This is a genomic window from Actinoplanes sp. NPDC048791 (assembly GCF_040650095.1).
Taxonomy (GTDB): domain Bacteria; phylum Actinomycetota; class Actinomycetes; order Mycobacteriales; family Micromonosporaceae; genus Actinoplanes.
This window is the reverse complement of the sequence record NZ_JBEZGQ010000059.1, coordinates 1-17,756: the sequence shown is the minus strand read 5'-3', so window position 1 is coordinate 17,756 and position 17,756 is coordinate 1. Positions and strand designations below refer to the sequence as shown.

Annotated in this window: 18 protein-coding genes and 1 pseudogene; 12 read left to right on the top strand and 7 right to left on the bottom strand. The window is 71.0% G+C overall.

Annotated elements, in window-relative coordinates:
- The 4 genes from AB0C29_RS07445 to AB0C29_RS07430 form a co-directional block, all read left to right on the top strand.
- The coding region (locus AB0C29_RS07445) for an SDR family oxidoreductase (RefSeq protein ID WP_360816550.1) at positions 1 to 625 on the top strand (625 nt) is incomplete at its 5' end.
- A gap of 64 nt (positions 626 to 689) precedes the next feature.
- Positions 690 to 1,706 carry a hypothetical protein gene (locus tag AB0C29_RS07440; protein WP_360816547.1) on the top strand — a complete coding sequence of 339 codons (1,017 nt, stop codon included), beginning with the start codon at positions 690 to 692 and terminating at the stop codon, positions 1,704 to 1,706.
- Between the two features lie 27 nt (positions 1,707 to 1,733).
- Positions 1,734 to 3,245 (top strand): fused MFS/spermidine synthase, encoded by a 1,512-nt coding sequence (locus tag AB0C29_RS07435; protein WP_360816544.1) that lies wholly within the window; start codon positions 1,734 to 1,736, stop codon positions 3,243 to 3,245.
- A gap of 227 nt (positions 3,246 to 3,472) precedes the next feature.
- Complete coding sequence (locus AB0C29_RS07430) at positions 3,473 to 5,194, top strand: serine/threonine-protein kinase (RefSeq protein WP_360816541.1); 1,722 nt, start codon at positions 3,473 to 3,475, stop codon at positions 5,192 to 5,194.
- A 23-nt stretch (positions 5,195 to 5,217) separates the two neighbouring features.
- On the opposite strand, the gene AB0C29_RS07425 is transcribed toward AB0C29_RS07430, so the two are convergent.
- Both AB0C29_RS07425 and AB0C29_RS07420 read right to left on the bottom strand, forming a co-directional pair.
- The gene (locus AB0C29_RS07425; protein WP_360816538.1) at positions 5,218 to 5,892 is read right to left on the bottom strand and encodes a TrkA family potassium uptake protein; all 675 of its coding nucleotides are present in this window, start codon (positions 5,890 to 5,892) and stop codon (positions 5,218 to 5,220) included.
- Entirely contained in the window at positions 5,885 to 7,180 is a 1,296-nt protein-coding gene (locus tag AB0C29_RS07420) for a potassium transporter TrkG (RefSeq protein WP_360816553.1), read from the bottom strand. Before AB0C29_RS07420 ends, AB0C29_RS07425 begins: the two co-directional genes overlap by 8 nt.
- A gap of 223 nt (positions 7,181 to 7,403) precedes the next feature.
- Between AB0C29_RS07420 and AB0C29_RS07415 the strand changes: the two genes are divergently transcribed.
- Both AB0C29_RS07415 and AB0C29_RS07410 read left to right on the top strand, forming a co-directional pair.
- Positions 7,404 to 8,633, top strand: a complete 1,230-nt coding sequence (locus AB0C29_RS07415) for an MFS transporter (protein ID WP_360816535.1) — start codon at positions 7,404 to 7,406, stop codon at positions 8,631 to 8,633.
- Between the two features lie 146 nt (positions 8,634 to 8,779).
- On the top strand, positions 8,780 to 9,505 hold the full coding sequence (locus AB0C29_RS07410) for an SDR family oxidoreductase (protein WP_360816532.1): 726 nt from the start codon (positions 8,780 to 8,782) through the stop codon (positions 9,503 to 9,505).
- Positions 9,506 to 9,507: 2 nt separating this feature from the next.
- On the opposite strand, the gene AB0C29_RS07405 is transcribed toward AB0C29_RS07410, so the two are convergent.
- From AB0C29_RS07405 to AB0C29_RS07395, 3 genes are read right to left on the bottom strand one after another with little or no spacing between them, the layout of a single operon-like run.
- A complete protein-coding gene (locus AB0C29_RS07405) occupies positions 9,508 to 9,843 on the bottom strand; it encodes a nuclear transport factor 2 family protein (protein ID WP_360816529.1) in 336 nt (111 codons plus the stop codon).
- Positions 9,844 to 9,881: 38 nt separating this feature from the next.
- Positions 9,882 to 10,283, bottom strand: a complete 402-nt coding sequence (locus AB0C29_RS07400; protein ID WP_360816526.1) for a hypothetical protein — start codon at positions 10,281 to 10,283, stop codon at positions 9,882 to 9,884.
- A gap of 46 nt (positions 10,284 to 10,329) precedes the next feature.
- Positions 10,330 to 10,677 carry an integrase gene (locus AB0C29_RS07395; RefSeq protein WP_360816523.1) on the bottom strand — a complete coding sequence of 116 codons (348 nt, stop codon included), beginning with the start codon at positions 10,675 to 10,677 and terminating at the stop codon, positions 10,330 to 10,332.
- Between the two features lie 137 nt (positions 10,678 to 10,814).
- Here AB0C29_RS07395 and AB0C29_RS07390 point away from each other — a divergent pair, with 137 nt between their 5' ends.
- The 4 genes from AB0C29_RS07390 to AB0C29_RS07375 all read left to right on the top strand — a co-directional run bounded on the left by AB0C29_RS07390 (position 10,815) and on the right by AB0C29_RS07375 (position 15,153).
- A complete protein-coding gene (locus AB0C29_RS07390; protein WP_360816521.1) occupies positions 10,815 to 12,971 on the top strand; it encodes a DEAD/DEAH box helicase in 2,157 nt (718 codons plus the stop codon).
- A gap of 467 nt (positions 12,972 to 13,438) precedes the next feature.
- Positions 13,439 to 13,744: a metal-sensitive transcriptional regulator gene (locus AB0C29_RS07385; protein WP_360551644.1), complete on the top strand. Its 306-nt coding sequence runs from the start codon at positions 13,439 to 13,441 to the stop codon at positions 13,742 to 13,744.
- Positions 13,745 to 13,835: 91 nt separating this feature from the next.
- Entirely contained in the window at positions 13,836 to 14,048 is a 213-nt protein-coding gene (locus AB0C29_RS07380; protein WP_360551646.1) for a cation transporter, read from the top strand.
- Positions 14,041 to 15,153 (top strand): hypothetical protein, encoded by a 1,113-nt coding sequence (locus AB0C29_RS07375; protein ID WP_360816518.1) that lies wholly within the window; start codon positions 14,041 to 14,043, stop codon positions 15,151 to 15,153. The genes AB0C29_RS07380 and AB0C29_RS07375 overlap by 8 nt, the downstream gene beginning before the upstream one ends.
- Here the strand turns inward: AB0C29_RS07375 and AB0C29_RS07370 are convergent.
- Positions 15,146 to 16,282, bottom strand: coding sequence for an SAM-dependent methyltransferase (locus tag AB0C29_RS07370; RefSeq protein ID WP_360816515.1), 1,137 nt, complete (start codon positions 16,280 to 16,282; stop codon positions 15,146 to 15,148). The two genes, AB0C29_RS07375 and AB0C29_RS07370, sit on opposite strands and share 8 nt — an antisense overlap.
- Before the next feature lie 85 nt (positions 16,283 to 16,367).
- Between AB0C29_RS07370 and AB0C29_RS07365 the strand changes: the two genes are divergently transcribed.
- Both AB0C29_RS07365 and AB0C29_RS07360 read left to right on the top strand, forming a co-directional pair.
- A complete protein-coding gene (locus AB0C29_RS07365; protein ID WP_360816512.1) occupies positions 16,368 to 17,012 on the top strand; it encodes a biliverdin-producing heme oxygenase in 645 nt (214 codons plus the stop codon).
- Positions 17,009 to 17,302, top strand: coding sequence for a DUF2470 domain-containing protein (locus AB0C29_RS07360; RefSeq protein ID WP_212987390.1), 294 nt, complete (start codon positions 17,009 to 17,011; stop codon positions 17,300 to 17,302). The genes AB0C29_RS07365 and AB0C29_RS07360 overlap by 4 nt, the downstream gene beginning before the upstream one ends.
- Before the next feature lie 77 nt (positions 17,303 to 17,379).
- Here AB0C29_RS07360 and AB0C29_RS07355 read toward each other — a convergent pair.
- Positions 17,380 to 17,756, bottom strand: a pseudogene (locus AB0C29_RS07355) (hypothetical protein); the annotation flags it as partial.

The window sequence follows — 17,756 nt, the reverse complement described above, 5'->3', positions numbered from 1 at the left end:
GGCCGAGACCGTCCGCGAGCTGGCCGCCGACGGGGTCGAGGCTGCCGCGGTCCCGGCGGATCTCGCCGACCGGGCGGCGCTCCCGGCCGCGATCGACACGATCATCAGCCGGTACGGGGAACCGGACATCCTCGTCAACGCGGCGGCAGTGAACCGGCGCCCGCCGATGGATGAGCTGACCGGCGACGACTGGGACGTCACCATGGCCGCCAACCTGACCGCGCCCTTCCTGCTCGGGCAGCGCTTCGGTACCGCGATGGCCGGGCGCGGCTGGGGTCGGATCATCAACGTGGTCTCCCAGCAGGCCTTCCGCGCGTACGGCAACAGCGGCGCCTACGGCGTCTCGAAGGCCGGTCTGGTGGCCCTGACCCGCTCGCAGGCCGAGGCGTGGTCGGCCCGGGGCGTCTGCTGCAACGCGGTCGCCCCCGGCGTGGTGCACACGCCGCTGACCGAGCCAGTCTTCGCCGATCCGGAGAAGGTCGCCGCGCACGCCCGGCGCACGATGATCGGCCGGAACGGGCTGCCGAGCGATTTCGCCGGATGCGCGGTGTATCTGGCGAGTGCCGCTAGCTCTGCGGTGACCGGCCAGACACTCTTCGTCGACGGTGGATATTCGTCGACGTGAGCGCGCTGCCGTTTCGACGTGCGGCGCGGTAGAGTCACCGCGCTCACGACTTGGGAGGTAGACCGTGGCGGCGACTCTCCTGCGCCGGCTCCAGCCTGTCCTGGCCATTCTCGCTGCCCTCGCGGTGCTGCTCGTCGCCGCCCCGGCCGCGCACGCGGATCCGGACGACGAGGGCGGCACCAAGACGCTGCGGTCGGCGCTCGAGTCCGCGGCCAAGGGACACATCGAAGCCAAGAACAAGCTCGACAATTCCCAGAAGCGGCAGAAGCAGCTCACTGTCACGCTGGCTCAGTCCAAGCAGAAGACCGCCGAGCTGCAGGTCCGGGTCCGGGAGATCGCCAACCGCGCGTACCGGCAGGGCCGTTTCAACACGATGACCCTGCTGCTCAACGCCTCCTCGCCGGAGACGTTCATGGAGCGGGCGCTGCGCCTGGACCAGATGGCCCAGATCGACGGCAAGGCCCTGACCGGGTACCGCGAGGCGCTGACCACCACCGCGAAGGCCAAGCAGGCCATCGACCTGGAGGTCAAGGAACAGCAGAACCAGGTCAAGGTCATGGCCAAGAAGAAGCAGCAGGCCGAGCAGGCGCTGGCCATCGCCGGCGGCGGCGCGGCGCGCAGCGGCTTCATCAACGCCAACTCGCCGCTGGCCAAGCCGGCCCCGCGCAACTCCGACGGCTCCTGGCCCAAGGAGTCCTGCTCGGTCAGCGACCCCTCCCCGGGCGGCAGCGGGTGCATCACGCCGCGGACGCTGAACGCGTACCAGCAGGCTCGGGCGGCGGGTTTCAAGCGGTACACAGGTTGCTTCAGTCAGCGTTCCTCCGGTGAGCACCCCAAGGGTCGAGCCTGTGACTTCTCCGCGGCTTCCGGCGGCTTCGAGAACGTCAACGCCTCCGGCGGCGACCGTACGTACGGCGACAACCTCGCGGCGTACTTCGTGAAGAACTCCTCACGGCTCGGCGTGCTGTACGTGATCTGGTACCGGCAGATCTGGCATCCGGGCACCGGCTGGCGCTCGTACAGCGGCTCGGGCGGACCGGCCGCGACCCACACCAACCACGTGCACCTATCAGTCATCTGACAGGCGCGCGCCGGTAGCATCCGCGCGATGGAGACCTCCGCCCCGCGCGCCCTGCCTTCCGGACTGGCCACCGCTCTGGTGTTCTTCGCCAGCGGTGCCGTGCTGGTCCTGGAGATCGTGGCGCTGCGGCTCGTCGGCCCCTACGTCGGGGTGACCCTGCAGGTCAGCAGCTCGGTGATCGGCATCTCGCTGGCCGCCATCGCGTACGGCACCTGGCTCGGCGGCCGGCTGGCCGACAAGTTCGACCCCCGGCTGCTGCTCGCCCCCGCACTGCTGCTGGCGGCGATCGGCACGGCGATCACCCTGCCGCTGGTCCGCTGGGGTGGTGAGCTGCTGCGCGGCGGGTCGGCGCCGGCCGTGCTGCTGCTGGCCGTGCTGGCTGTCTTCCTGCCCGCGTTCCTGCTCGCCGCGATCACCCCGCTGACGGTGAAGCTGCAGCTCGGCGACCTGCGCCGGACCGGCGAGGTGGTGGGCCGGCTGTCCAGCTTCGGCACGCTCGGGGCGATCACCGCGACGCTGGGCACGGGCTTCGTCTTCGTCGCCGCGATGCCCAGCAGCTGGATCGTGCTGACCCTGGCCGGGGTGCTGGCCGTGGCCGGCTTCGGGCTGGGCTGGTGGCTGCACCGCAACAACCCGGAGCTGAAGCTGCCCGGCAAGCCACGGACGAGGGCGGTCGTGGTCACCATCGGGCTGTTCGGGGCCGGGCTGGGGGCCACCGCGCCGACCCCCTGCGACATCGAGACCGCCTATCACTGCGCGCGGGTCGACGCCGATCCGAGCGTGGCCGGTGGGCGGACGCTGATCCTGAACTCGGCGCGGCATTCGTACGTCGACCTGAACGATCCGACCCACCTTGAGTTCGCGTACGTGCAGTGGATCGGTGCCGTGGTGGATGTCGTGCGGGCCGGTGGTGCCCCGATCAGTGCGCTGCACCTGGGTGGGGGCGGGTTCACCGTTCCGGCGTACGTGTCGCGGACCCGGCCCGGCAGCGACCAGCTCGTCCTGGAGCTCGACGGCGGCCTGGTCGACCTGGACAAACGCGAGCTGGGCCTGCGCACCGGGCCGAACCTGCGGGTCCGCGTCGGCGACGCGCGGGTCGGCCTGGCCGAGCAGCGGAGCCAGGGGTACGACGTGGTGGTCGGCGACGCGTTCGGCCACCTGGTGGTCCCGTGGCACCTCGCCACCCGGGAGATGGCCGCCGACATCGCCCGCGTCCTGCGCACCGACGGCGTGTACGCGCAGAACGTCATCGACTACCCGCCGAACCGTTTCATCCGGGCCGAGCTGGCCACGGTGGCCGACGTCTTCCCGCACGTGGCCCTGGTGGCACCGCAGGCCGCCCTCGACGGTGAGACCGGCTCGAACTTCGTGATCGTCGCGTCGAAGTCGCCGCTGGCCCTGGACGAGCTGCGCAACCATCTCGACCTGGTGGACGAGCCGGTGCAGCTGCTGTCGGGTCAGCCACTCACCGATTTCATCGACGACGCCCGGGTGCTGACCGACGACTTCGCGCCGGTGGATCAGCTCCTGGCTGGGTGACGGCGGTGGGGAGTCGGCCGCTGGCTTCGCGCCGGTGGATCAGCTCGTGGGCGGGTGGCGCCGGCCGGGTGTTGACCGGCGCTTCGGGCCGGTGGATCGGCTCCCGGCCGGGCGATCTCAGGGTTATTCCGGACAAAGAGCGATGTGCTGGTCAGAGCACGCCCGGCGGCTCTCTGGATTCCGCCGACCCCCGGTGAGCGGGGCGTCCCTCGGGCCACAATCGGCACATGGGTTGGCTGGCGACCGGGGGACAGGGCGGCCTCGTCGGCGACCGGTACCGCCTGATCGAACGGCTCGGCACCGGCGGCATGTCCGTCGTGTGGCGGGGCCACGACCAGGTGCTGGGCCGGGCCGTCGCCGTCAAGGTGCTGTCGCCGCAACTCGCCGGCGACTCGACGTTCCGCGACCGGCTGCGGCTGGAGGCGCTGGCCGCGGCCCGGCTGTGCCACCCGCACATCACCGGCGTGTTCGACTTCGGGGAATCCCCGCTGGACGAGCACCGCTCGGTCCCGTACGTGGTGATGGAACTCAATGAGGGCGAGTCGGTCGCCGCCCGGCTGAGCCGCCAGGGCCCGCTGCCCTGGCGCGACGCGGTGGTGATCGCGGCTGAGGTGGCATCAGCCCTGGCCACGGCCCACGCCCGGGGCGTGGTGCACCGCGACGTGACCCCGGCGAACGTGATGCTCACCGGCGCCGGAGCGAAGGTCGTCGACTTCGGCATCTCGGCGCTGATCGGGCAACGGGACGCCGCACCGGACGGCAGTCTGCTGGGCACCCCGGCGTACCTGGCCCCGGAACGGCTCGGCGGCGGTCACGTCTCGCCCGCCGCCGACGTGTACGCCTTGGGGCTGCTGCTCTATCGGACCCTCACCGGCCGGCTGCCGTGGCCGGCGGGGAACACCACGCAGGCGTTGCGGGCACACCTGTTCGCTGATCCGGAGCCCGTACCGTCGCTGCCCGGAATGCCGGCGCAGGTCGCCGATCTCTGCCTGCGCTGCCTGGCCAAGCAGCCCGAGGACCGGCCCGGCGCGGCCGTGGTCGCCGCGGAACTGGCCGCGCTGGTCGGTCTTCAGCCGATCATCGCAGTCGGTGCGCCCGCGTCCGGGCTGCGCCCGTCACCGCATCCGATGCCACGGCCGGCCCGGGCACCCGGGCTGCGGGTCCGCGCCGGTCTGCGGGTGGCCCGGGCGTTGCGGCTCGGCGGTCCGCAGCCGTTGGGTGGCGGGCTGTTCCGCGCGGGTGGGCTGCTGCGCTCCGGTGGGCTGCCGGTCCCGGGGGCGCGGCTCACGGATGCGGTGCTGGCCGGGCGGCATCGTATCCAGGCCGGCGTCGCGACGATCATCCTGGCGGCGGCGGTGGGCCTGGTCTGGTCGTCGACCCGCGAGCCGGTCGACGTCGGCACAGCTCAAGCGGCGGCGGCCGGTGCCGGGCCGGGGGCGGTGGTCCCGCACGGTACGGGGTGCAAGGTCCGCTACCGCGTGCAGCGTGACTCGGGGTCGGACTTCGGCGCTCAGGTGACCGTGGTCAACACGGGGGAGCACGTGCTGTCGGAGTGGTCGCTGGAGTTCAGTTTTGCGGGTGGTCAGCGGCTCACCGACGCGCCGAAACGGCTCACCCAGCGGGGGCGGAAACTGGTGCTGCGGGCCAAGAACGGGACGAAGCTGCGGCCGGGGCGGTCGGCGAGTGTGACGTTGAGCGGGAGTTACCGGATCAGCAATCCGCTGCCGGTGGCGTTCGTGCTGAACGGTAAGGCTTGCCAGGCTGAGGTGCTCGGGGCGGTGGGGGCGGCGGCTCCTTCGGCGGAGATCTCCGGGGGGATGCCGGCATCGGATGACGTGCGGAAGAAGCCGTCTCCGCGGAAGAAAGCGCCGGCGCCGGCGCCGGCGAAGTCGAGCAAGCCGCCGGCCAAGGCACCGGAGAAGAAGTCAGGCTTCTCAGTCACGGTCTGAGCCGGCCCAGCCGCGGTTTCGGGTCAGGTCACCGCGGCGAACTGTTCCACCTTGGTCGTGTCGCCGGCGACGATCAGGATGCAGCCCGGCGGCACGACCGTTTCGGGTCGCGCGTACGTGAAGTCCTCGCCCGGCAGTTTGGTGCCGACCACCGTCACGCCCCACTTGCTGCGCAGGCCGATGTCGGCCAGCGTGCGGCCGATCGCTTCCTTCGGCGCCCGCACCTTCGCGATGGCGAAGCCGTCGTCGAACTCGATGTAGTCGAGCATCTGGCCGGTGATCAGGTGCGCGACCCGTTCACCCATCTCCGCCTCGGGGTAGATGACGTGCCGGGCGCCGACCGAGGACAGGATCTTGCCGTGCTTGGTGCTGATCGCCTTGGCCCAGATCTCCGGCACGCCGATCTCCGCCAGCGTCAGCACAGTCAGCACGCTGGCCTCGAGGTTCGTACCGATGCCGACCACGGCCCGGGCGAACTCCTGCACGCCGAGCTGGCGCAGCGCCTCGGTGTCGGTGGCGTCGGCTTCCACGACCTGGGTGAGCCGGTCGGACCAGTCCTGCACGATGTGCGGGTCGGCGTCGATGCCGAGCACCTCGTGACCGAGGTTGACCAGCGACGCGGCGACCTGCCCGCCGAAGCGGCCCAGCCCGACGACAACAACGTTGTCCGGGTTCGCGGTGAGTCTTCTGTCAGCCAACGAGGGGTCGCTCCTCCGGGTAGCGGTAGAGCCGGCGGCGGGTGTTCAGGGCGATCGCCGTTCCCACGGCGATCGTGCCGACGCGGCCGACATACATCAGGATGGTGAGCAGGAACTGCGCGGACGGCGGCAGTGTGGGCGTGATGCCGGTGCTGAGGCCGACCGTAGCGAAGGCCGACGTGACTTCGAACAGCGCCCGGTCGAACGGCACGTCGTCGGTCAGCCCGATCAGCGCCAGCGTGCCGCCGGCGACCAGGGCGACGCCGAGCAGCGCGACGGTGATGGCCTGCCGCTGCGTCTCCTCGGCGATCCGCCGCTTGCGGATGACCACGTCGGGCTCACCCCGGATCTCCGCCCAGATCACAAAGGCCAGCAGCAGGAACGTGGTGACCCTGATGCCGCCGGCGGTGCTGGCGCTGCCGCCGCCGATGAACATCATGCCGTTGGTGACGGCGATGGTCTCGGTGTTCATCTTGCCCAGGTCGATGCTGTTGAAGCCGCCGGAACGCGTCATCACGTCCTGGGTGAACGCGGCCAGGATCTTGGTGGGGGTGCCGAGCGGGCCGAGGGTCTGCGGATTGGTCCACTCGAACGTCAGGAAGACCAGGAAACCGATCCCGCTGAGCAACACAGTGCCCCACACGGTGAGCCGCGTGTGGGTGGACCAGAAGCCGGGGGTACGCCACTCCCGCGCCAGCTCGAACAGGACAGGGAAGCCGATCGAGCCGGCCAGCACGCCGAGCGTCACGGGCACGCAGATCCACCAGTCGCCGACGAACCGCGTCAGGCTGTCGGGATAGAGCGCGAACCCGGCGTTGTTGAACGCCTGCACGGCGTGGAAGACGGCCTCCCACACGGCCCGGCCGAACGGATAGTCGTACGCCAGCCAGAACCGCAACGTGAGCACGACACTGATGGCGGCCTCGGAGGCGAACATGACGATCGCGACGCGGACGAGCACGCCGCCGACGTTGCCGCTGAACAGGCCGGCGCTCTCGGCCTGCGCCATGAGCCGGCTGCGCAAACCGAGCCGCCGCGACACCAGCAGGCTGAGCAGCGTGGCGAGGGTCATGATCCCGAAGCCGCCGATCTGCGACAGCACGGTGAGCAGTACCTCGCCGAAGCCGGACCAGTAGCTCGGCGTGTCCACCACGGCCAGCCCGGTGACACAGACGGCGGAGGTCGCGGTGAACAGCGCGGTCACGAACGGCGCGTGCCCGGGCTCGGCCCGCGCGGCCGGCAGCATCATCAGCGCGGTGCCCACGGCGATGGCACCGAGGAAGGCGATCGGCACGATCCGGGCCGGGTACTGCCACGGCGAACGACCCCGCACCCGTACCTCCCCGTTTCGATCTAGAGTGCCTTACCAGCCGACAGAAAGGGTGCGTGATGCAACTCGACATGGCAACGGTCTTCGCCCCGACGCGAGGACGCGCCGCTTAGTCTCCCGCGGCCCGTAGCTCCTCGCACGGGGCGGTCGTCGACCGTCACCCCTGTCTTGAGGAGCAATGTTGCGTGCCCTTTTCCCGCGCCTCGGCGCGGACTTCAGCAAACTCTGGACCGCGAGCGCGGTCTCCAATCTCGGCGACGGCGTCACGATGGCGGCAGGCCCGCTGCTGGTCGCCTCGATCACCACCCAACCGGCGGCGGTGGCCGGCGCCGTCTTCGCCCAGCAACTGCCGTGGCTGCTGTTCGCCCTGATCAGCGGGGCCTGGGCGGACAGACTCGACCGACGCCGCCTGGTGGTGACGGTCAACCTGATCCGAGCCGCTGCGATGGCCACGCTGGTGGCGGCGGTGGCCGGCGACGTGGTGACCGTACCGCTGATCTATGCGGTCTTCTTCGTGCTCGGCACGGGCGAGACGCTGGCGGACACGGCGGCGTCGGCGTTCGTCCCGGCGCTGGTGCCGGCCGAGAGGCTGCCGACGGCGAACGCCTGGCTCGGCGCGACGTTCACGGTGCTCAACCAGTTCGCGGCGAAACCGCTGGGTGCCTGGCTGTTCGTGGTGGCCGCGGCGGTGCCGTTCGGAGTGAACGCGTTGTCGTTCGCCGCATCGGCTGCGCTGGTCGCCGGCATCGGTGGCATCCCGGCCCCGGAGCCCCGGCCCCGCAGGCCGCTCCGGACGGACATCGCGGAGGGGATCCGATGGCTGTGGCAGCACCGCCTGCTGCGCACGCTCGCGATGACGATGGCATTCGGCAACGTGGTCTTCTGCGCCGCCTTCGCCACCTTCGTGCTGTACGCCTTCGAAAGGCTCGGCCTGAGCCGGCTGGGCTACGGCGTACTGCTGACGGCGTTCGCGGTGGGCGGCCTGGCCGGCACGGTAACGGCTCCGGCCCTGATCCGCACTGTCAGCGCGACGGCACTTCTGCGAGCCGGCCTGTTCGTGGAAGTGGTGCTGCACGCGACGCTGGCGCTGACCCGGACTCCGTGGCTAGCGGCGGCGATGATCGTGGTGTTCAGCGTCCACGCCGCGGTCTGGGGCAACGTGGTGACGACGCTGCGGCAGCGCTCGATCCCAGGCGGGCTCTACGGGCGGGCGGCCGGCGTGTACTCCCTGCTCGACCTGGGCGGGGCAGCGTTGGGCTCGCTGCTGGGCGGAGCGGTGGCGCAGGCCTACGGGATCACCGCGACGTTCTGGACGGCGGCCGCGGCGATGGCGGTCATCATGCTGCTGACCTGGCGGGCGTTGGGGCCGGCAACTTCCACGCTGCGTTCCGCTGTCCCGGAGAACGCTTGACTGAACGGCGGCGCCGGCCCAGCACCCCGGCGCCGCCGCTCCATCACCGCCCTCACCACACCACCCCCGCGTAGTCGGCGCAGCGTGGATCAGGTCTCCTGTCCGGCCCTTCCGGCCGGCGCACGCCCCTCCTCTAGAGTCGGGGCATGGCGAGGCTTGCGGTGGTCAGCGGGGGCGGCACGGGAATCGGCCGGGCGACAGCGGGAATGCTGGCGGGGGAGGGCTACGACGTCATCATCGTCGGGCGGCGCCCCGACGTGCTGGCCGACGCGGTGAAGTGGATCGGCCCGCAAGCAACGGCGGTCACCGCCGACCTGTCAGTTCCCGGCCAGACCACCGCGGTGGTCGAGGCCGTCGGCGGCCGCCCGGTGGACGTGGTCGTCAACAACGCGGGCGCGTACGTGTCAGGCGACGACTCCACCCCCGAAGGCCTGGCAGCGCGCTGGCGAGCAAACCTCGACTCCAACGTCCTGACCGCGGTGCTCCTCACCGACGCCCTGCTGCCGTTGCTGCGCCGGCCGGGTGGACGGATCATCCTGACCAGCTCGATCGCCGCCCAGCGGGGTGGTGGCGGCCCCTACTCGGCGGCCAAGGCGGCCCTGCACGGCTATGCGCTGGACCTGGCCACCCAGCTCGGCCCCGAGGGCATCACCGCGAACGTGATCGCCCCCGGCTACGTGACCGACAGCGAGTTCTTCACCGGCCGGATGACCGAGGAAGGCCACGCCCAGCGAGTGGCCGCAACGCTGGTCAAGCGGGCAGGTGTGCCGGACGACATCGCGGAGGCGGTGCGCTGGCTGGTCGGCCCCGGCGGCAGCTTCGTGACCGGCCAGATCATCAACGTCAACGGCGGCACGGTGCTGGGCCGCTGACCTCAGGCGATCTTGCTGAGCACATCCTTGGCGACGATCAACCCGTCCCGCACGGTGTAGACGTCGACGCCTCGCAAGGTGGTCCCGTCGGCCGCGGCGGGATACGAGAAGTAGCCGAAACCGCGCTCACCCCGTACCGCGATGGGTTCGATAGTGAGGTCGGGATCGCCGTCGAGCTGCTCGGCGAAAACGGCGCCGGCAGCCTCGCGACCACGCACGACGCTGCCGTCCGAGCTGCTGTAGACCACGTCCGCGGCCAGGCAGTCGACCACGCCTGCGAGGTCCCGCCGGGACCAGGCAGCCAGGAAGCGGTCGAGAACAGCAGCAGTGTCCGACATGGCCGCGACCGTACCGCCCGCCCGCCAATCCCTCGGTGCTATTTCGGGGCACCACCGGTGAAGCGGCCCTCACCCGGCTTGTTCGGGCGGAACCGCAGCGCCGACCAGCGCTCGTCGATCGCCACCTGGCCGTTCGGGCGCATGTCGAAGTCCGCCACGATCGGCCAGAGCGTGTCGCGGTTGATGTCCGCCTTGTTGCCCTTCGGATATGCGATCCAGAGGACCGCGGGCTTGGCGAGATCGTCGGCGTGCTCCTCGAGGAGCTTCCGAGCACTCGCGGCATCGTCTGCGAACAGCACTGCCGTGCTCGCCGACGCCAGCCCGTCGCTCTCCCGTACGCCCTCCGGCATCGGGGTCAGCAAGGGCAGGTGGGCAGCGTGCGACAGCCACACCGTGGTGTGCGGCTTGATCTGCAGCTTCTCGGCGATCGTCTTCGTCATGCCGTCCACGCTGCCACCGACAAATTTAGTTGTCAAGGAACCAGTGTCAGGGCAGGTCGACCAAACCCAGCCCAGGCAAGTTCGGCCCAGCAGCCGAGCTCACCCGAAACACCCCGCCGACCTTCTCCGGCGTCCAGCCCGCCTCCAGCCCCCACGAGACGAGCCAGCGCACGATGGCCGCGCTCGGGTAGGCATACGTCGTCTCCTCCGACGCAGCCGGAACGGGCAGCTCCGTCATGTCGGCCTGCAGGACACAGCTGTTCTTACCTGCGCCCCACACGCGAACCCGGATGTGCCGGTGTCGTCTGCCGTCGACGCCCGGTGCGGCCCGGATCTCCGCCTTCCAGGCGAACTCCCGGCCGTCGAGGTGCAGCTTTCGGAGCCTCTCTCGCATGCCGCCAATGGTGGCAGCGCACGACGCCGGGGCGCGCGGGTAATCGCCGGCCTGTGGACAACGATCCCGGCGGATCGGGCCTGTGGATAACCCGGGTCTTGTCGGTGCCGGCTGGTAGACATGCTGGCGTGGTGGAGATGACGCGGTCAGCGGTGAGCGAAGCCGAACGGGTGGCGGTGCGCGAGTGCGCCGAGGAGGTGCTGCGCCGGCTGGCCGGTGAGCATGCGGTGCTGCGAGAGGACCAGTGGCGAGCCATCGAGGCTCTCGTGGTCGATCGGCGGCGAGTGCTCTGTGTGCAGCGCACTGGCTGGGGCAAATCGGCGGTCTACTTCGTGGCCACCGCTCTCTTGCGCGACGGCATCACCGCCGAGCCCGGTGATCCACCTGCCGGGCCGACGGTCATCGTCTCGCCCCTGCTCGCCCTCATGCGCAACCAGGTGGAGGCGGCGGCGAGGGCCGGCATCCGGGCCCGCACGATCAACTCCGCCAACCTCGACGAGTGGAGTGAGATCACCGCCGAGATCCGGGCCGGCGAGGTCGACGTCCTCCTGATCAGCCCCGAGCGGCTCAACAATCCGGACTTCCGCGACAACGTGCTGCCCGGCCTGGCCGCGAGCACCGGCCTGCTGGTGGTCGACGAGGCGCACTGCGTGTCGGACTGGGGCCACGACTTCCGCCCTGACTACCGGCGGCTGCGCACCTTCCTGGCTGGTCTGCCGGGCCTCACGCCCGTGCTGGCGACCACGGCCACCGCTAATTCACGTGTGACCGCTGACGTGGCCGAGCAGCTCGGTGACGCGCTCGTGCTGCGCGGACCGCTGGAGCGGGATTCGCTGCGGCTGGCGGCGCTGGAACTGCCCAATCCGGCGCACCGGCTGGCGTGGCTCGCGGACCACCTCGACCGGCTGCCGGGCTCCGGCATCGTCTACACGTTGACGGTTGCCGCGGCCACGGAGACTGCCGAGTTCCTGCGGTCACGGGGGTTTGCTGTGGCGTCGTACACGGGACAGGTGGAGGACTCCGCTCGCCGCGCCGCCGAGCAGGATCTGCTGGACAACAAGATCAAGGCGCTGGTGGCCACTTCCGCGCTGGGCATGGGTTTCGACAAGCCCGACCTCGGTTTCGTCGTGCACCTCGGGGCGCCGCCGTCGCCGATCGCGTACTACCAGCAGGTCGGCCGCGCGGGCCGAGCCGTGGAGCATGCCGAGGTCATCCTGCTACCGGGCCCGGAGGACATCGCGATCTGGCGCTACTTCGCCTCGCTCGCGTTCCCGCCCGAGGAGCAGGTGCGCACAGTGCTTGCCGCGCTGTCACCTGATCGGCCACTGTCGACGCCGGCGCTGGAGCCGATCGTCGACCTCCGGCGCACCCGCCTGGAGCTCATGCTCAAGGTCCTCGACGTGGACGGCGCGGTCCGGCGCACCCGCGGCGGCTGGCTCTCCACCGGCGAGCCGTGGACCTACGACACCGCGCGCCTGCGCCGGGTCGCCGAGGCGCGGACGGCAGAGCAGAAAACCATGATCGAGTACGCCGGGACGACGGCTTGCCGGATGGAGTTCCTGCGCCGCTGCCTCGACGACCCGGAAGCCACACCGTGCGGCCGCTGTGACAACTGTGCCGACCCGCTGTTCGACGCCGAGGTGTCGGCCGAGGCGCTGGCCGCGGCCCAGACCTTCCTCGGCCACGCGGGCGTGGAGATCTCCCCGAAGAAGCTCTGGCCGACCGGTCTGGCCACCGTCGGCGTTTCGCTGAAGGGCAAGATCGGTCCGGGTGAGCAGATCCTGCCGGGCCGCGCCGTCGGACGGCTGTCCGACCTGGGGTGGGGCGACAAGTTGCGAGCCCTGGTGGGTCCGGAGGCGGCGGACAGCACGATTCCGGACGAGATGGTGGCTGCCGTGGTCGAGGTCCTGAAGGGCTGGGCGCACGGAGACGACGCCTGGGCGCAGCGCCCGGTGGGGGTGGTCTCGGTCGGCTCTCACCGTCGGCCGAAGCTGGTGGACAGCCTCGCGGAGCGGATCGCGGCAGTGGGCCGGTTGCCACTGCTCGGGACGCTGACTTCCACGCACACGGGTGGCAGCGGACCGCGGGGAAACAGTGCGCAGAGAGTTCTTGCTCTGCATGACGCCTTCACTGTCCCGCCGGAGATGGCGGAGTCCCTTCGAGGCCTTGAAGGCCCCGTCCTCTTGGTAGACGACATGTCGGATTCCGGCTGGACGATGGTTCTGGCGGGCCGGGCCCTCCGACAAGCCGGCGCGCCCGGTGTCCTGCCTCTCGCCTTGGCTGTGGCGGGCTGACGGCTCCCGCTCGGCCGCGGCGGGCTGACGGCTCCCGCTCGGCCGCGGCGGGCTGACGGCTCCCGCTCGGCCTTGGCGGGCTGACGGCCTTCGATTTGGTGGTGGCTGGGCATTTTGGCCTGGCGGTGGCGGAGCCGAATGCTTCCGCCCGCCGTAGGCCGGCTGCCGGCTTTCACTTCGGCGATGGCCGGGATGATGGCTTTCGTCGGCCGTGGTGGGCTGACGGGGCTGTGGCGGGCTGACGGGGCTGTGGCGGGTGACGTGCTTGCTTCGGTGGCGGGGCTGACGCGTCGATGGAAGACGCCGCGGCTGCACCGGTGCGTTCGGAGCCCGGTTGGAGGCGGCGCGGACCCGAACGGGACAATGATCGTGCGGACGGCGGTGGTCAGGAATGCAACGCCGAAAGAGACAAAAGCCACGCCACCGGAGTGCCGTGTTGGATACGGGTGGGGGGTATTGTGGGTGGCATGACCACCGACCACGACGAACATCCCGGACCGCACGGGTACTCCGGCGACAAGGCTGCCCTGCTCGGGCGCCTACGCCGCATCGAGGGCCAGATCCGCGGCCTGCAGCGGATGGTCGACGAGGACACCTACTGCATCGATGTCCTCACGCAGATCTCGGCGGCGAAGAGCGCCCTGCACGCCGTCGCGGTCGGCCTGCTCGAGGATCACCTGGCCCACTGCGTTGTCGACGCTGCCCGCGCCGGCGACCCGAGTGCCAAGGTCAAAGAGGCTTCGGACGCCATCGCGCGTCTGGTCCGCTCCTGAGCGGAGCGCAACCGACCGCGTTTCAGCCCGAAGCGGAGGCGCATGCGCCGTCGCGAAGATACGTGGCCGAGGGCCCGAGGAAGGAACGACCATGTCTGTCACCAGCACGTACACCGTGACCGGGATGACCTGTGAGCACTGCGTCAAGGCCGTCACCAGCGAGATCTCCGAGCTGCCCGGCGTCGACGCCGTCCAGGTCGACCTCGCTTCCGGCGCCGTCACGGTCACGAGCGCGGCCCCGCTTGCCGCCGACGAGGTCCGGGCCGCTGTTGACGAGGCCGGCTACGAGCTTGCTGATGCCTGACGAGCAGACTGGGAGTCAGTCTGCGCCGCAGGACGACGAGCGCCCCGCAGGACAGTCTGCGCGGCAGGACGACGAGCGCCCTGCAGGACAGTCTGCGCGGCAGGACGACGAGCGCCCTGCAGGACAGCCGCCGGCGCGCGCCCAGGGGCACGCCGGCGAGGAGGCTGCCGGGCAGCCCAAGACCGACCCGGCCAGCTTCCGCCGGGCAGCATTCGCGGCGGTCATCGTGGTTGTCCTCTTCGCGGGCTACGGCCTCGGCCGCCTCAGCAATTCCGCCGAGCGGGTGCAGGCAACCTCCGCCGCCCTCAACAACAGCACCACCACCGCCCCTCACGACGACACCGGCGCGGCTCCGCACGTCCACACCGCCGACGGCACCAACGCCCAGCCGGCCACGGCCGAAGCTGTCGGCGGCCTGACGATCACCTCCGCCGGGCTCACCCTCGTGCCCGAGGCCACCTCGCTCAAGGCCGCCTCCGCCCAGCCGTACCGGTTCCGGATCACCGGACCCGGCGGCGCGCCGATCACCACCTACGCCGTCGTGCACGACAAGCCGCTGCACTTCGTTCTCGTCCGCCGCGACCTCACCGGCTTCCAGCACCTGCACCCCACGATGGCCCCCGACGGCACCTGGAGCGTCGACCTCGCCCTCACCGCCCCCGGCAGTTACCGCGCAATCACCGACTTCACCGCAGTCGTCGGCGGCCGGCAGACTCCCGTCACGCTGGGCGTCGACCTGACGGTCGGGGGCGACTACCGGCCGGTCCCGCTGCCCGCGCCGGTCACCGAGGCGACCACTGACGGCTTCGTCATCTCGTACGCCGGTACGCCCCGGACAACCGCAACCCAGCCGCTGCTGATGACAGTGACCGGCCCGGACGGCAAGCCCGCGACTCTCGAGCCGTATCTGGGCGCGTTCGGTCACCTGGTCGTGCTGCGTGAGGGTGACGTCGGCTATGTGCACGTCCACCCGGAGGCGCAACCCGTCGACGGCGCCGTCAAGTTCTGGCTTACTGCTCCCGGGCCCGGCCGCTACCGGATGTTCTTCGACTTCCAGGTCGCGGGCAAGGTGCACACCGCCGCGTTCACCACCGTCGTCAGGTGAGCAGCTTCTCCAACGCCGGCGTCACGCCCCACTGGCTGGTCAGCGCCTCGTACTCGGCGCGCTGATCGTCGGTCGGGGGTGTGCCGGTCAGTCTGGCCCGCAGCAGCAGGTTCCGGGGCGTGTGCGCCGAGTCCACGAACTCGACGACCTCCACCCGGTACCCGTGCAGCCGCAGCAGCGCCGAGCGCAGCGAATCCGTCAGCACGTCCGCGAAACGTTCCCGCAGGATCGCGTGCCGGGTCAGCTCCCCGTACGGCGCCGGGGCGGGATGGCCCTTGAGCTGGGCCGCGATCTCGTGGTGGCAGCACGGCGCCGCCAGCACCCACTTCGCGTCCCAGTGCACCGCCCGGGCCAGCGCCTGGTCCGTCGCGGTGTCACACGCGTGCAGCGCCAGCACCAGATCCGGCGCCTCCGCCACGACGGCGTCCTCGATCGTGCCGGCCACGAAGGTCACCGCATCGGCGCAGCCCAGCTGCTCGGCGACGGCGCTGTTGCGTACCCTCTGGTCCTCACGCACGTCGACCCCCACGACCCGGACCTTGACGCCGCGATCGGCCAGGAACCGGTAGGCCGCGAACGTCAGATACGCGTTGCCGCAGCCCAGATCCACCACCCGCAGCTCCGCGGGCAGCTCGTCCGGCAGGGTCGCGGCCAGCGCCCGCAGGAAAGCGTCGACCTGGCGGCGCTTCGCCGCCGTGCCACCGACCACCGTGAACAGCGGATCGCCCGGATCGAGCAGCCACTGCTTCGCCCGGTCGTGACCCTGGGTCACGGCCGGTTCGACCGCCGCGGCCCGGTGCACCTGGGCGTCGCCCTTCTTCGTCACGCGGACCTGGACGGTGGTCGTGGCCGTCTCGACATGCCAATTCCCGAAGGGCTCGGCCAGCAGGGCATCGACCGCCGCTGCGGCCTCCGGGCCGGGTTCGACATTCCGGGTGTACGGCCGGGAGCCGTCATCGGTCACGATCTGCAACCGAGGTCCACCCTTGAGGGCGACCGGCCGGAGCTCGGCGCGGGTGACCGAAGGGGTGGCACCGCGGCGCTTGCCGGCTGCGACCGCGCGGGTGAGCGCCGGATCAAGCAGCAGGCCACGCACCTCGGCGAGGACGGCGTCCAGTGGTTGGGGCATCCCACCATTCTGCCCCGCCGATTTTGCTGATCTTCAGAGCCTATCTGTTTGTTAGGCTCACCTAACCAAGCATGGAGGTGCTGCGATGACCCTGGCCGACCCTCCCACCGAAAGGCTGTCCGTCCGGCTCCGCAGCGGCACCCGCTCGGACCACGACGCGGCCCAGGGCAGCGGGTTCCTCGACGCGCTCGCCGCGGGCACGCTGCCCCGGCAGGCCTACGCCGACCTGGCCGCGCAGCACTGGTTCATCTACGAGACGCTGGAGCAGGCCGCCGAAACGATGGCGACCCACCCCGTAGCCGGGGACTTCGTCTTTCCCGAGCTGACCCGGCTGCCCGCGCTGAGCCACGACCTGGCCACCCTGCTCGGGCCGGCACCCCAGCTCAGCGCCCTGCCGGCCACCCAGGAATACCGGGCCCGGCTGCGCGCGGTGGCGTTCGACCAGCCGTGGGGCTTCATCGCCCACCACTACACCCGCTACCTGGGCGACCTGTCCGGTGGCCAATATCTCGGCCCGGCGATCGCCAAGGCGTACGGCCTGAGCGGCGCAGGCCACCGGTTCTTCGTCTTCGACGGCGTCTCGCCGCCGGCCTTCCGCACCCGCTACCGGGAATTGCTCGACGGGCTCGCCTTCTCCCCGGCGGACGAGCAGAATTTCCTCGCCGAGGTGCAGGAGGCCTACCGGCTCAACATCGCTGTGCTGCGCCAACTCAAGGAGCGCTGGGCATGACCTTCACCCCGGAAGTGGTGGCGCAGATCGCCCGCCACATGAACGACGACCACGCCGACGACAACGTGCTGATCGTGCGCGGCCTCGGCGGCATCGGCACGGCGAGCGCGGCCCGGATGTCCGGGCTGGATCCCGACGGGATGGACTTCGAAGCCACGGTGGACGGCATCGCGGTGCCGGTCCGGATCCCGTTCAGCGAACGCCTGACCGAACGCCGCCAGGTCCGCGGCGAAGCGGTCCGGATGTATCAGCAGGCCTGCGCGGCGCTGGGCGTGACCCCGACCCACTGACCAGCTTCGGAACGGCCATGAGCAAAATGGGTGCCCCGCCGACTGGCGGGGCACCCATTTCGGGTTGTTGCGGTGGATCAGTCCTGAGCGCCGGTGCCGACCCCTGCGTCCGAGCCGCCGGTCATCTCGGCCGGAGCCGATTCCGTCGCGGCCGAGGCCGGAGCCGATTCCGTCGCGGCCGAGGCCGGAGCCGATTCCGTCGCGGCCGGTGCCGCGTCGCCGTCCTCCGAGGTCGTCTCCGCGCCGCTGGCGCTGCGGGTGCCTCGGCCACCGCGACGACGGCGCCGGCGGGGACGGCCCGTTGCGTCGTTGTCACCGTCGTCGGACTGCCCGTCGGAGTCGCCCTCTGCCGTCGGAGCGAGCTCGGGGGTCGCCTCGGTGCCGTCCGAGAAGAGCGGGGCCGGGGACGTTGCTGTGGCCGTACCCTCGTCGGTTGTGGTCAGGGGGTCGCCCG